Source organism: Luteimonas terrae (genome assembly GCF_031457535.1).
Classification (GTDB): domain Bacteria; phylum Pseudomonadota; class Gammaproteobacteria; order Xanthomonadales; family Xanthomonadaceae; genus Luteimonas; species Luteimonas terrae_A.
In genome coordinates this window covers 13,696-27,956 of the sequence record NZ_JAVDWO010000006.1, presented here as the reverse complement: position 1 = coordinate 27,956, position 14,261 = coordinate 13,696, and the positions used below count along the sequence as shown (strand labels likewise).

At 68.2% G+C, this 14,261-nt stretch carries 8 protein-coding genes; 6 read left to right on the top strand and 2 right to left on the bottom strand.

Annotated features, from left to right (window positions below; genetic code table 11):
• The first annotated feature begins 6 nt into the window (after nt 1-6).
• The 6 genes from J2W68_RS08305 to J2W68_RS08280 all read left to right on the top strand — a co-directional run bounded on the left by J2W68_RS08305 (nt 7) and on the right by J2W68_RS08280 (nt 11,545).
• The gene (locus J2W68_RS08305; protein WP_310234952.1) at nt 7-1,368 is read left to right on the top strand and encodes a sugar ABC transporter substrate-binding protein; all 1,362 of its coding nucleotides are present in this window, start codon (nt 7-9) and stop codon (nt 1,366-1,368) included.
• A complete protein-coding gene (locus tag J2W68_RS08300) occupies nt 1,358-2,236 on the top strand; it encodes a carbohydrate ABC transporter permease (protein ID WP_310234528.1) in 879 nt (292 codons plus the stop codon). The genes J2W68_RS08305 and J2W68_RS08300 overlap by 11 nt, the downstream gene beginning before the upstream one ends.
• Nucleotides 2,233-3,084, top strand: coding sequence for a carbohydrate ABC transporter permease (locus tag J2W68_RS08295; RefSeq protein WP_310234525.1), 852 nt, complete (start codon nt 2,233-2,235; stop codon nt 3,082-3,084). The genes J2W68_RS08300 and J2W68_RS08295 overlap by 4 nt, the downstream gene beginning before the upstream one ends.
• 108 nt (nt 3,085-3,192) lie before the next feature.
• Complete coding sequence (locus tag J2W68_RS08290; protein ID WP_310234523.1) at nt 3,193-6,450, top strand: discoidin domain-containing protein; 3,258 nt, start codon at nt 3,193-3,195, stop codon at nt 6,448-6,450.
• Nucleotides 6,451-6,609: 159 nt separating this feature from the next.
• A complete protein-coding gene (locus J2W68_RS08285) occupies nt 6,610-8,799 on the top strand; it encodes a beta-glucosidase family protein (RefSeq protein ID WP_310234949.1) in 2,190 nt (729 codons plus the stop codon).
• 118 nt (nt 8,800-8,917) lie between these two features.
• A complete protein-coding gene (locus tag J2W68_RS08280; protein ID WP_310234521.1) occupies nt 8,918-11,545 on the top strand; it encodes a hypothetical protein in 2,628 nt (875 codons plus the stop codon).
• A 43-nt stretch (nt 11,546-11,588) separates the two neighbouring features.
• Here J2W68_RS08280 and J2W68_RS08275 read toward each other — a convergent pair whose 3' ends face one another.
• A complete protein-coding gene (locus tag J2W68_RS08275; RefSeq protein ID WP_310234519.1) occupies nt 11,589-12,260 on the bottom strand; it encodes a bifunctional 4-hydroxy-2-oxoglutarate aldolase/2-dehydro-3-deoxy-phosphogluconate aldolase in 672 nt (223 codons plus the stop codon).
• Between the two features lie 4 nt (nt 12,261-12,264).
• Nucleotides 12,265-14,181 (bottom strand): phosphogluconate dehydratase, encoded by a 1,917-nt coding sequence (gene edd, locus J2W68_RS08270; RefSeq protein WP_310234516.1) that lies wholly within the window; start codon nt 14,179-14,181, stop codon nt 12,265-12,267.
• Nucleotides 14,182-14,261 lie beyond the last annotated feature (80 nt).

Genomic DNA, 14,261 nt, shown 5'->3' with positions numbered 1-14,261 from the left:
GCGGCGGTGCGGCTTGTCTGCCTGTTGCTCGCGCTCGTGCTGCTTGCCGGATGCGCGCGTCGCGACGAGCAGACCGTCGTCCGCTTCTGGGCGATGGGCCGCGAAGCCGAGGTCGTGTCGGAGCTGGTGCGTGAATTCGAGCGTGAGCATCCGGACATCCGCGTCGAAATCCAGCAGATTCCCTGGACCTCCGCGCACGAGAAGCTGCTGACCGCATTCGCCGCCGACGCCTTGCCCGACATCTGCCAGCTCGGCAACACCTGGGTGCCGGAGTTCGCGGTGCTGGGTGCGCTGGAGCCACTGCAGTCACGCGTCGATGCGTCCGATGTCATCGAAGAATCCGACTACTTCCCCGGCATCTGGCACACCAATGTTGTCGATGACACGCTGCTGGGCGTGCCGTGGTATGTCGACACGCGTTTGATCTTCTATCGCAAGGACATCCTGGCCGCGGCTGGCGTCGAGACCCTGCCGCGCACATGGCAGGAGTGGGAAACCGCGATGGCGGCGGTCAAGGCGCACGTCGGCCCGGACCGCTATGCGGTGATGCTGCCACTCAACGAGTTCGAACAGCTGCTGTCGTTCGGCCTGCAGCAGAACGATCCGCTGCTGCGCGATGACGACAGCCGCGGCAATTTCACCAGCCCGGGTTTCACCCGCGCGCTGGGCTTCTACACCAACATGTTCGAGCAGGGCTGGGCGCCGCGGATGTCGGAGACCCAGATCTCCAACGTCTGGGACGAATTCGGCCGCGGCTTCTTCTCGTTCTACGTGTCCGGTCCCTGGAACATCCGCGAGTTCCGCGATCGTCTGCCGGCCGAACTGCAGAGCCAGTGGGGCACCGCGCCGCTGCCGGGTCCGGACGGTCCGGGTGCGGGGATCGCCGGTGGCACCTCGCTGGTGATGTTCCGCGACTCGCCGAACAAGAACGCGAGCTGGCAGCTGATGGAATTCCTGTCGCGGCCGGAGATCCAGCAGCGCTTCCACGCGATGATCGGCAACCTGCCGCCGCGTCGCAGCACCTGGGAGTTTCCGCAGCTGCGCGAGGACCCGTATGCGCAGGCGTTCCGCGACCAACTCGAACGCGTCGAGCCCACGCCCAAGGTGCTGGAGTGGGAGCGGATCGTGCAGGAAATGCGCCTGATGAGCGAACGCGTGGTGCGCGGTGGCATGGCGCAGGACCAGGCGCTGCAGGCGCTCGACGCGCGCGTAGACACCCTGCTCGAGAAACGCCGCTGGGTGCGTGAGCGCGAGGCAGAAGAAGGTGCGTCCGTAGGAGCGCGCTCGCGCGCGAACGGCTCTACCGGGAACGCCTCGAGCGCCCGCCCACCAGAGCAGACGAATTCCGGGGCCGCCCATGCGCGCTAGTACCGCAGGCTGGATTTTCGCCGGGCCGGCGCTGATCGTGCTCGGCATCTTCTTCGGCATTCCGGTGGCATCGGCGTTGCTGCTGAGCCTGACCGACTTCGATCTCTACGCGCTGTCGGACATGTCGAACCTGCGCTTCGTCGCGCTCGGCAATTATTTCGACCTGCTGCAGACGCCGCTGTTCTGGAAATCGCTCGGCAATACGGCGTACTTCGTCGTCATCGGCGTGCCGCTGTCGATCGGCGTCTCGCTGGGCGCGGCGTTGCTACTCAACGCCAAGGCAGCGCGCTTCAAGGGTCTGTTCCGCACGGCGTTGTTCGCGCCGGTGGTGACGACGCTGGTCGCGGTCGCGGTGATCTGGCGCTATCTGTTCCACACCAGCTACGGCCTGGTGAACTGGGCACTCAGCCACATCGGCATCGCGCCGGTCGACTGGCTGGGCGATCCGGCGTGGGCCATGCCGACGATCATCCTGTTCGCGGTGTGGAAGAACTTCGGCTACAACATGGTGATCTTCATCGCTGGCCTCGCCGCGATTCCCGAGGACCTGTACGAGGCCGCGCGTATCGACGGCGCCTCGCGCTGGAAGCAGTTCGTCCACGTCACGTTGCCGATGCTCGGCCCGGTGCTGCTGGTCGTCGCGGTGATCACCGTGTCGGGTTACTTCCAGCTCTTCGCCGAGCCTTACGTGATGACGCGTGGCGATCCGCTGCAGAGCACGGTCAGCGTGCTGTACTTCATGTATGAGGAAGGTTTCATGTGGTGGAACCTCGGTCGCGCATCGGCAGTGGCGTTCATGCTGTTCCTGATCATCCTCGGCGTCACCACATTGCTGCTGCGCTTCGGGCGCAAGCGGGAGCTGGTATGAGCCGGATCGCGGCGTATCAGGAAGTCGGCGCGACGCGCTGGTCGGCCTGGGCGGTCAACGGTGCGCTGGTCGCACTGGCGATCGTCGCGCTGGCGCCGCTGGCGTGGATGCTATCGGTCTCGTTCATGCCCACCGGCGAAGCCAGCGGATTTCCGCCGCCGCTGTTGCCGTCGGCGATGTCTTTCGACAACTATCACGAGCTGTTCGCACGCGCCGGCATGGGCCGCTACTTCGCCAACAGCCTGATGATCTCGGCGGCGATCACCCTCGGCGCGCTGCTGATCAACACGATGGCTGGCTACGCATTCGCCAAGCTGCGCTTCAAGGGACGCGAGCGGATCTTCCAGATCCTGCTCGCCGCGCTGGTGATCCCCGCGCAGGTGGCGATGCTGCCCCTGTTCCTGATGATGAAGGGCCTGGGCCTGGTCAACAGTTTCGGCGCGGTGGTGATCCCTGGACTGGCGACGGTGTTCGGCATCTTCCTCGTGCGCCAGTACGCGCGTTCGATTCCCGACGAACTGCTCGAAGCGGCGCGCATTGATGGCGCCGGCGAGCTGCGGATCTTCTTCCAGATCGTGTTGCCGATGCTCAAGCCGGTACTGGTCACGCTGACCATCTTCACCTTCATGGCCGCGTGGAACGACTTCATGTGGCCGCTGATCGTGCTGACCGACCAGACCAACTACACGCTGCCGGTCGCGCTGGCGGCGCTGTCGCGCGAACACATCCAGGACGTCGAGATGATGATGGCCGGCGCCGTCGTCACCGTGATCCCGGTGCTGCTGCTGTTCCTCGCGCTGCAGCGTTACTACATCCAGGGCCTGCTGCTCGGCAGCGTAAAAGGCTGAATTTGTAGGAGCGCGCTCGCGCGCGATGTGGCGTTCCCGAAGGATTCCCATCGCGCGCGAGCGCGCTCCTACAAAACCCCGAATCGAACCACGGAGCCATCGCACCGCATGAAGATCCTCGACACCCGCGCCACGCGCGCGCCTGCCGACACCGACATGACGCTGGCTGACGTCGCCATCGCGTCGTCCGACCGTTCCCGCATCGCACGCGTCGCCGGCATCGCCGCGCTGACCGCCGCGCTCGCGGCCTGCAACGTCTCTCCGTCGCCGACCGGCGACGCCGCCGCGCCTGCAGCGGGCGAGGGCATCCGCATCCTCGACGACTTCGATGATCCATCGACGTGGACCGTCGTGACGTCGAACCAGGTGAGCGGCACGCTGCGCCAGGTCGATGTCGACGGCGGCAAGGCGCTGTGCCTGGACTACGACTACAACGGCGTGTCCGGCCATGTCGGCATCCAGCGCGATCTCAAGATGGAATATCCGGAGAACTACCGCTTCGCATTCCGCATGCGCGGCGAGTCGCCGGCCAACGATCTGCAGTTCAAGGTCGTCGACGCCAGCGGTGACAACGTGTGGTGGGTCAACCGGCCGAAGTACGATTTCCCGAGCGAATGGACCGATATCCGCTACCGCAAGCGCCACATCGACAAGGCCTGGGGTCCGGAGCCGGACAAGACGCTGCGCGCGAGCGAGAAGCTCGAGTTCACGATCTACAACAACGCCGGCGGCAAGGGCACGGTCTGCTTCGACCAGCTCACGTTCGAGACCCTGCCGCCCGACGACACCTCGCCGTTGACGGCCAGCGCCGCCTCGACGACGACGCCCGACGGCGTGGACAACGTCGTCGACGGCAACGCGCAGAGCGCATGGACCACCGCCGCGGCGCCGCAGAACGTGGTGCTCGATCTCAGTTCGCTGCGCGAGTTCGGCGGACTGCGCCTGCAGTGGCAGCCGGGTCGTCACGCGTCGAGCTACGCCGTGTCGCTGTCCGCTGACGGCGAGCAGTGGACCCAGATGCGCGAGGTGACCGAAGGCAATGGCGACATCGACTGGCTGGCGCTGCCGGAAGCCGAGGCGCGCTACATCGGCCTTGATCTGCGCGAGGGCCCGGTCGACGGTTTCGCGCTGGCGGAGGTCGCGGTGCAGCCGCTGGGCATGTCCGAGCATCCGAACGACGTGCTGGAAGCCGTCGCGGCCGACCGGCCCAAAGGTCAGTTTCCGCGTGGTTTCAGCGGCGAGCAGACCTACTGGACGATCCTCGGACTCGATGGTGGCCTGCAGCAGGGCCTGATCGGCGAGGACGGTGCGATCGAAGTCGCCGCCGGCGGGTTCTCGATCGAACCCTTCGTGCGCGTCGGCGATACGCTGGTGACCTGGGCGGACGCGCAGACCGCGCAGACCCTGCAGGACGACTACCTGCCGATTCCCAGTGTCGACTGGAGTCACGAGGCGCTGGGCCTGCGCGTGACCGGGTTTGCCCGCGGCACGCCGGAGGATTCGCAGCTGGTCGCGCGTTACCGGCTCAGCAATCCCGGCGGCGAGGCGCGCGATTACCAGCTCGCGCTCGCGGTGCGCCCGATGCAGGTCAATCCGCCGACCCAGTTCCTCAACATCATCGGCGGCGTCAGTCCGCTGCGCCAGCTCGCCGTGACCACCGACGGCGTGCGCGTCGACGGCAAGCCGCGCGTGTTCGCGCGTCAGCCGGCGCAGGCCGCGTTCGCGACCACGTTCGATGCGGGCATGGACGTCGAACACCTGGCGACCGGCACCTGGCCGACGACGACCGAGGTCGAGGATCCGCAGGCGTTCGCGTCCGGCGCGTTGATCTACACCGTGCGCCTGGCGCCGGGCGAGTCGCGCGAATTCGATCTGCTGATTCCGATGACCGGCGAGATGACGAGTGCGCCGGCGAACTGGAACGCGCAGTCGATGCAGGACGCGGTGGCGGGCGAGTGGCGCGGCAAGCTCGACGAAGTGGGCTTCGATGTGCCGGCCGCCGGCAAGGATCTGGCCGACACGCTGCGGACGTCGCTGGCGCACATGCTGATCTCGCGCATCGGGCCGCGACTGCAGCCGGGCACGCGCTCCTACGCGCGCAGCTGGATCCGCGACGGCGCCATGATCTCCGAGGGCCTGTTGCGCATGGGCCGCCCGGAAGTCGTCAAGGACTACGTGGAGTGGTACGCGCCCTACCAGTTCGACAACGGCAAGGTGCCGTGCTGCGTCGACGATCGCGGCAGCGATCCGGTGCCGGAGAACGACAGCCACGGCGAACTGATCTTCAACATCGCCGAGTACTGGCGCTACACCGGCGACGACGCCTTCCTGCAGAAGATGTGGCCGCACGTGCTGGGCGCGTACACCTACATGGAAGAACTGCGCGCCAGCGAGCGCACCGAGGAAAACCGCAAGCTCAACGCGGCGTTCTACGGCATGATGCCGGCCTCGATCAGCCACGAAGGCTACTCGGCCAAGCCGATGCATTCGTACTGGGACAACTTCTGGGCGCTGCGCGGCTACAAGGATGCGGTGGAGATCGCCGAAGCGCTGGGCAAGCCGGAAGACGCCAAGCGCATGGCCGCGTCGCGTGACGAATTCCGCGTCGACCTCGACGCCTCGCTGCGCAGCGCCGCCGAGCAGCACGGCATCGACTTCCTGCCGGGCGCTGCCGAGCTCGGCGATTTCGATGCGACCTCGACGACCATTGCGCTGGCCCCGGGTGGCGAGCAGGGCCGCCTGCCCGAGCCGCTGCTGACCAACACCTTCGAGCGCTACTGGACCAAGTTCACCGACCGCCGCGACGGCCGCGAGCAGTGGAAGGACTACACGCCCTACGAGTGGCGCAACGTCGCCGCGTTCGTACGCCTGGGCTGGCGCGAGCGTGCGAACGAGGTGCGCGAGTGGTTCTTCGGCCATCGCGCGCCGCAGCCGTGGAACCAGTGGGGCGAAGTGGTGACCCCGACGCCGCGCACGCCGTTCTTCCTCGGCGATCTGCCGCATGCCTGGGTGGGGTCGGATTTCGTCCGCTCGGCGCTGGATATGTTCGCCTACGTGCGCGAAGTCGACGACAGCCTGGTGCTGGCCGCCGGCGTACCCGCCGAGTGGTTGAACGAGGGCGTCGCCTTGCGTGGCATGCGTACACCGCAGGGCACGGTGGGCTATTCGCTGCGCCGCGATGGCGATGCACTCCTGCTCGATGTTGCGGCCGGCAGCGGTCTGCCCAAGGGCGGCCTGGTGCTGCAGTGGCCGTACGAGAGCGTGCCGGGCGCGACGACGATCGACGGCCAGGCCGCGCAGTGGGACGGCAACGAACTGCGCATCACGCGTGCAGGCGCGAAGGTACGGGTCGCGGGCGCGGGCTGAGACACGAGGCCTGCGGACGCGAGCGTTCGCGGCAATTGTTGTAGGAGCGCGCTGGCGCGCGATGTGGCATTCGCGGGGATTTCCATCGCGCGCCAGCGCGCTCCTACAGAAACATTTCGAGGGGAGGGGAGTTCGATGAAGACCCAGATGTCGACGCGCATGCTGGTGTGCGCGTTGCTGGCCGCCGCGCCGGCGTTCGCGCAGGACGCGACCAGTCCGCAGCCTTGGATGGATGCCGGCAAGTCGCCGGACGCGCGCGCCGCGCTGCTGGTCGCGGCGATGACGCAGGACGAAAAGTTCGCGTTGATCCGCAGCCGCTTCGCGATCGGCGAGAAGAAGCCGGAAGAGGCGCTCACTGCGGCCGGCTACGTGGCGCCGATTCCGCGCCTGGGCATTCCGGCCCAGACCCTGGTCGATGCCGGCCTCGGCGTGACCAATCCCGGCGGCGCACGCACGGGCGATCACGCGACGGCGATGCCGTCAGGCCCGATGACCGCGTCGACCTGGAGCCGCGACATCGCCTTCAAGGGCGGCGAAACCATGGGCCGAGAAGCCTGGCGGCAGGGTTTCAACGTGTTGCTGGCCGGCAGCGTCAACCTGCAGCGCGATCCGCGCAATGGCCGCAATTTCGAGTACGCCGGTGAGGATCCGCTGCTCGCGGGCACGCTGGTCGGCGAATCCATCCGCGGCGTGCAATCGCAGCATGTCCTGTCGACGATGAAGCACTATGCGCTCAACGACATGGAGACCGCGCGCAACACGCACAGCGCGGAGATCGGCGACCGTGCGATGCACGAATCCGACCTGCTCGCGTTCCATGTCGCGATCGAGATCGGCCAGCCCGGTTCGGTGATGTGCAGTTACAACCGCATCAACGGCACCTACGGTTGCGAACACGACGAGTTGCTCAACAACGTGCTCAAGCGCGACTGGCGTTACCCCGGCTACGTGATGTCGGACTGGGGCGGGGTGCACAGCGCGTCGAAGGCGGCGAACGCCGGCCTCGACCAGCAGTCGGCGGGCGAGGTGTTCGACAAGGCCGTGTATTTCGACGTGCCGCTGCGCATGGCGGTTGGCGCCGGCGTGGTGCCGCAGGCGCGGCTCGACGACATGGTCCACCGCATCCTGCGCAGCTTCATCGCCGTCGGCGCGTTCGAGCACCCGCCGCAGCGTCAGCCGGTCGATGCGGCGCTCGATGCGATGGGATTCGATGTCGCCCAGCGCACGGCGGAAGCGGGCGCGGTGCTGCTGCGCAACGAGAACGGCGTACTGCCGCTCGCGCCCGGTGTGCGCCGCATCGCGGTGATCGGCGGGCATGCCGATAAAGGCGTGATCGCGGGCGGCGGCTCGTCGATGGTCGGTTGGACCTCGCGCGGCACCAGTGCCGTCACCGGTGTGCAGCCGACGACCTGGCCGGGCCCGGTGATGTTCCAGCCGTCCTCGCCGCTGCTCGCATTGCGCGAGGCTTTGCCGGATGCGCGTATCGACTACGCCGAAGGTCGCGACCGCGCAGCCGCCGCGCGGCTCGCGCGCGAGGCCGATGTCGCCATCGTCTTCGCCACGCAGTGGGCCGCGGAATCGGTGGATCTGCCGGACATGCGCCTGCCCGACGGGCAGGACGCGTTGATCGCCGCCGTTGCTGCGGCCAACCCGCGCAGCGTGGTCGTGCTGCAGACCAATGGGCCGGTCGAACTGCCATGGATCGAAGCGGTGCCCGGCGTGCTGCAGGCCTGGTATCCCGGCATCCGCGGTGGCGAAGCGATCGCCCGCCTGCTGACCGGCGCGGTGAATCCGTCCGGGCATCTGCCGGTGACCTGGCCGGTCGATGTCTCGCAGCTGCCGCGTCCGACGATTCCCGGGCTGGGTTTCAATCCGGCGCAGAAGCCGGAAGACACCATCGACTACGACATCGAAGGTGCCAACGTCGGCTACCGTTGGTTTGTGGCCAAGGGTCTGTCGCCGCGCTACGCCTTCGGCCACGGTCTGTCGTACACGACATTCGCAACATCGGACCTGCAGGTGCGCGCGGACGGCGAACGGATCGTCGCGCGCTTCACGGTACGCAATACCGGCGAGCGCGACGGCGTTGCGGTGCCGCAGCTGTACGTGCATCTTCCGCAGGGGCATGCAACGCCGCTGCGACTGGCCGGTTGGGACCGCATCGAACTGGACGCGGGCGAAACACGTGAGGTCGAGGTCGCGCTTGCGCCGCGCCTGTTCGCGGATTACCACCCGAACGATCGCAGCTGGCGGATCGCCGCCGGCGACTACACGGTCGTGCTCGGGCAGTCGGCCATCGACACCGGCGAGCGCGCCGCGTTGACGCTGCCGGCGCGGCGTCTGGACTGAACCGCAGGCCGCGCTGAATGCGCGGCCGTGCGCACGACTAGGGTGAGCCCCACCTGTTCCGGGTCGGGGAGGCTGCTAGGGTCATCGGGTCCGCAATCCGAGCCGGAGCAGCGCCCGCATGTCCGTCCAGTCGATCCGACAGTCCGATTACACCCCACCGCCCCCACCTCCGCCGCCGCGCGTCGAGACGCTGCGGACGTCGACGCCGGAAGCAGCGAACGCGACGGTTGCGGCGATGGACGCCAATCAGGCGGACGCGTTCAACGCCGAGGTGCAGGCGCTGCCGGCCAGCGACCGGCAGACGTTGTTGAACGATCTGGCGACCAAGCTCGATGCGGGCAATCTGGTGCGCCTGCACGAGACCTTCGGTCGCGAGGCGGTCGCCGATACCGTCGAGCTGCGCAGCGGCGTCGAGACGCGTGAAACCTATCAGGCGCTGACCGGCACGACCCCGTCCGGTCCGTCGCTGCCGCAACTCCCGGCCGGGATGCCGCCGATGGACATCGCGCGCATCGAAGCGCAGCAGGTCCAGCGTGCGCAGGAGGACTTCGCCGCCCAGAACATCGGCAGTGGCGCCCTCGGCGCGCCCTACCAGCTCGGCACGCTGGCCTCGCAACACGCGACCGAACCCGCCTATCTCGGCGAATTGGTGCGCCTGGCCAACGACGCGGGTGTGCTGGATGCGGCGACCGCGCCGAACTGGGGACTCTTCAGCCGTGACGCGGAGGGCGGCTACATGCTCGCCGGCGCAGATGCAGATTCCGCGCGCAGCGGGCTGACCACCGCACTCGGCGTCGCGATCGAGCGCGGCGTGCTCAGTGAAGGCCAGATCCGTCACTCGGCGGCAGACAACGCCGGCTGGCGGGAGGTCGCCAGTGCACTCGGCATCGACAATGTCGGCCGCACGCAGCAGACGCGCGAGGCCGCGAGCGCGCTGGAAGAACTCCAGAACACTTACAACGATGCCAAGGCCGAAGCCGACACACTCAACGAGGAGCTCGCCACACATCTGCTGCGCGCCGGACCGCTGACGCCCGAGCAGCAGGCGGACTTCATCGAAGCATTCCGCAGCGCCGACGGGCATGCCGACATCTATGCCGCGGAAGCGGATGCCGGGCAGGCGCTGGCCAGCCACGTCGAGGCGAATCGGGAGACGCTGCTCGCCGCGGCCGTGCGCGATCCGGCCGTCGCCGCGCAGATGGTCGACACGCTGGGCCAGCTGGCCGATTCCGGGCATGGCGAGCTTGCGCTGGCGCTGCTGGGTGAGATCCAGGGCGTGCCGGATTCGGCGCTGGCGGGTGCGTTCTCCGCGCACACCGAAGCCCTGCAGGGCGAACTGTTCGAACGCATCGCCAGTGCGGCGACGGTCGAGATCGTCGCCCGTCACGACGGCGACCTGCAGGCCGCGGTGGCCGACCTCAAGGAGGCGTTCGCGCCACTGCAGAACGCCAAGGGGCTGTTCGACGGCGTCAAGGGGGGCATCAGCAGCTTCCAGGACGGCATGGCGATGATGGATGCCATCGCCGCCGGCGACTTTGACCCTTTGAAGAAACTTGGCGACGAGTTCGGGGAGGCATCGCCGTTCGCACACGCGATGGCCGGCGTCGGTGTGGTGATGGGTGCGATCAAGGCCAGCCAGAGCACGCAGGAAGGCGAATACCTCGAAGCGGTGCAGGGCTTTGCATCGGCGGGCGAAAGCGGCCTCAATCTGCTCGCCGGTGCGGCCAAGCACGTCGCGGACGCCGGACGCCTGGCGCAGTACGGCGACGACGCCGCGCGCTTCGCGACGTTCGCGGCGCGCCTCGCGCCGGGCCTCGGCGTGCTCGCAAGCGCCACCTCCGTGGCGATCAACGTGCAGAAGGCGGCCGAGGACGGCAACGTCGGTTATGCGGTCGCGGCGATGGGCGATGTGTTCGGCATGCTCGGCAGCGCGGTCGCGCTGATCCCGGGCCCGGGTACCGCGGCAGGCTCGATGGTGAGCGGCATCGGCGCGGTGATCTCCGCGATCGGCGGCTTCGTCGGCGATGCAATCGACAAGCACCAGACGCGCGAGGAACTGCGTGGCTACATGGAAGCGGCCGGCATCGAGCCTGCCGTGATCGATGCGATGCTCCACGCCGGCGAGACCGCCCACGAGGTCGCCGGCGCGCTGGGTCTGGATGCCGAAGCGTTCCAGGCGCTGGTCATCGCGCACCCGGATGTGGCGGCCTCGCCCGGCCATCTGGGCGCATTCGCCGATCTCGCAGCGGCCGCCGGCATCTCCGGCGATCAGGTGCAGGGCTTCGCCGATGCGATGGCGGGCGACAAGCCGGACTTCGCCTGGGACATCTTCGGCCTCCAGTCCGCGCTGCCAACCTCGCCAGCGGCGCGCGAGGCCATGCTGCGTGACTATCTCGAAGGCAACTACGGCAGCGCCTATGCCGTGGCCGAAAACGCATCGCCCGAACTGTTCGGTGATGCTGCCCAACAACAGGAGAACGCGCGCGCCGACTATGAGCGCAACGGCTTCGACATGAGCTATGAGCTTGCGCTAGGCAACGTGCTGATCCGCAACGATGACCCGGCCTACCGCGCCGAAATGATCCGTCTGTTGAACGAAGACGGGCGGCTGGAGATCTGGGTAGAGGGCCTTGCAGGCTACGGCGGCGACTGGGCCGATGCCACGCGTGCCTCGCTCGACGATGCGGTCGCGGCGGGCGTCATCGATCGCAGCACGGCCGAGGAACTGCAGGCCGCCTTGTCCTAATGGATCTGCAACGCCCGCCGGGTGCGGGCGCTGCAGGCGCGGCTCAGTGGCTGCGGACGTCCTGCACGATCTGCACGGCGCGCGCCGCGGTTTCGCGCACGCGGGCGTAATCGCCGACTTCCAGCCAGCCCTTGTCGAGCATCCAAGAGCCGCCGATACACAGCACGTTCGGCTGCGACAGGAATTCGGCGGCGTTGGATTCGGAGATGCCGCCGGTGGGGCAGAAGCGCATGTCGTGCAATGGACCGGCGAGGCCCTTGAGCATCGCCAGGCCACCGACCGCGCTGGCTGGAAACAGCTTGCAGTTGCGGAAGCCGCGCTCGCGCAGCGCCATGAACTCGGTCGGCGTCGCCGCGCCGGGCACCACCGGAATGTCGGCTTCGGCCAGGGCATCGGCCAGCGCTGGCGGCGTGCCGGGGGTCACCAGAAAATCCGCGCCGGCATCGATCGAGGCGCGGATGTTGTCGGCGTTGAGGATGGTGCCGGCGCCGATGACGATGCCCGGGCGCTCGCGCTTGAGCATCGCCAGCGCGTCGATCGCGACCGGCGTACGCAACGTGAGCTCGAGCGTGTTCAAGCCGCCTTCGAGCAGTGCATCGGCGATCGCGCGCGCTTCGTCGAGGGTGTGCACGGTGATCACCGGCAGCACGCCGGCCTTGCGCAGGAACTCGGCGGCGCGCTGCTGGCGCTCGGACATGGTGGAAACGTTGGGCATCGTGTCAGGCGTCCTTGGAATCGTGCGGGGCGTCGAGCGCTGCTGCATCAGCGCCCAGGTCGTATTCGGCATCGTAGTGCCACGCGCTGCCGTCGGTGGTGGCTGGGCCACAGGAGATCGACAGCGCGCCCTGGTCGGCCGGCGACACGTTCGCGCGGTTGAAGCCGAACAGGTTGCGGCCGTGGTCGGTGGGTGCGGGCGCGGTATCCGGCGCGGCGATGCGGGCCTGCCATTCGGCCGGATCGACCAGGGCTTCGAGCGTGCCGGCCTCGCCGTCGAGGCGGATGATGTCGCCTTCGCGCACGAAGGCCAGCGGTCCGCCGCGCGCGGCTTCGGGGGTCATGTGGATCGCGGCTGGAATCTTGCCCGAAGCGCCCGACAGGCGGCCATCGGTGACCAGTGCCACGCGTCGGCCCTGGTTCTGCAGCATCCCCAGCAGCGGCGCCAGCGAATGCAGTTCCGGCATGCCGTTGGCCTTCGGCCCCTGGTAGCGCACGACGGCGACGAAATCGCGCGGCAGTGCGCCGGCGGCATGCAGGCGGTTGAGTGCCTGCGGCGCGTCGACCACGACGGCCGGCGCTTCGATGCTGCGGAACTCCGGCTTCACCGCCGACAGTTTGATCAGCGAACGCCCGAGGTTGCCGCGCAGCAGCCGCAGGCCGCCCTGGGCTTCGAACGGTGCGGACACCGGGCGCAGCACGCCAGCATCGCCGCTGACCTGCGGGCCGGGTTCGTAGCGGATCCGGCCGCCGTCAAGCTTGGGTTCCTCGCCGTAGCGCGCCATGCCGCCGTCGACGATCGTCGGCAGATCGCCGTGCATCAGGCCGGCGTCGAGCAGTTCGCGGAAGACGTAGGCGTTGCCGCCGGCCGCGTGATAGCGGTTCACGTCGGCCTCGCCGTTGGGATACACGCGCGCCAGCAGCGGCACGGTCTGCGACAGCTGGTCCATGTCGTCCCAGGTCAGTACGATGCCGGCCGCGCGCGCGACCGCGATCCAGTGGATGGTGTGGTTGGTCGACCCGCCGGTGGCCATCAGCATCGCGACGGCGTTGACGATCGCGCGTTCGTCGATCAGCTGGCCCAGAGGACGATAGTCGTCGCCGAGCGCGGTGATCGACAGTGCACGTTCGACCGCTTCGCGGGTGAAGGCTTCGCGCAGCGGCGTGCCCGGATTGATGAAGGCCGCGCTCGGCAACTGCACGCCCATCGCCTCGAGCAGGGTCTGGTTGGAATTCGCGGTGCCGTAGAAGGTGCAGGTGCCGGGGCCGTGATAGGAGGCCGATTCGACCTCCAGAAGTTCCTCGCGCGTAGCCTCGCCGGCGGCGTAGCGCTCGCGCACCTCGGCCTTGGTCTTGTTCGGTACGCCGGGCGTCATCGGGCCACCGGGAATGAAAATCGCCGGCAGATGGCCGTAGGCCAGCGCGCCGATCAGCAGGCCGGGCACGATCTTGTCGCAGATGCCCAGATACACGCTGCTGTCGAACATGTCGTGCGACAGCGCGATGGCGGTGGCCTGGGCGATGACGTCGCGCGAGAACAGCGACAGCTCCATGCCGGCGCGGCCCTGGGTCACGCCGTCGCACATCGCCGGCACGCCGCCCGCGACCTGCGCGGTATGGCCCAGCGCCCGCGCGGTTTCGCGGATGAACTCCGGATACGGTTCGTAGGGCTGGTGCGCCGACAGCATGTCGTTGTACGCGGTGACGATGCCGAGGTTCGCGGTCGGGCCGTTGCGCAGACGGGACTTGTCGACCGGCCCGCACGCGGCGAAGCCGTGCGCCAAGTTGGCGCAACTCAGGTGACCGCGCAGCGGACCTGCGTCGCGCATGCGCGCAATGCCTTCGAGATACGCCTGCCGCGAAGGCGCACTGCGCTTGCGGATGCGTTCGGTAACGGAATGGACGACGGGATGCAGGCTCATGGGCGGCGGCGATGAGAGGAACGGGTGCCCGGGGGATGGGCGGGGGCGCGCGGATCGCACTGCGCGCAACGGTCGAACAG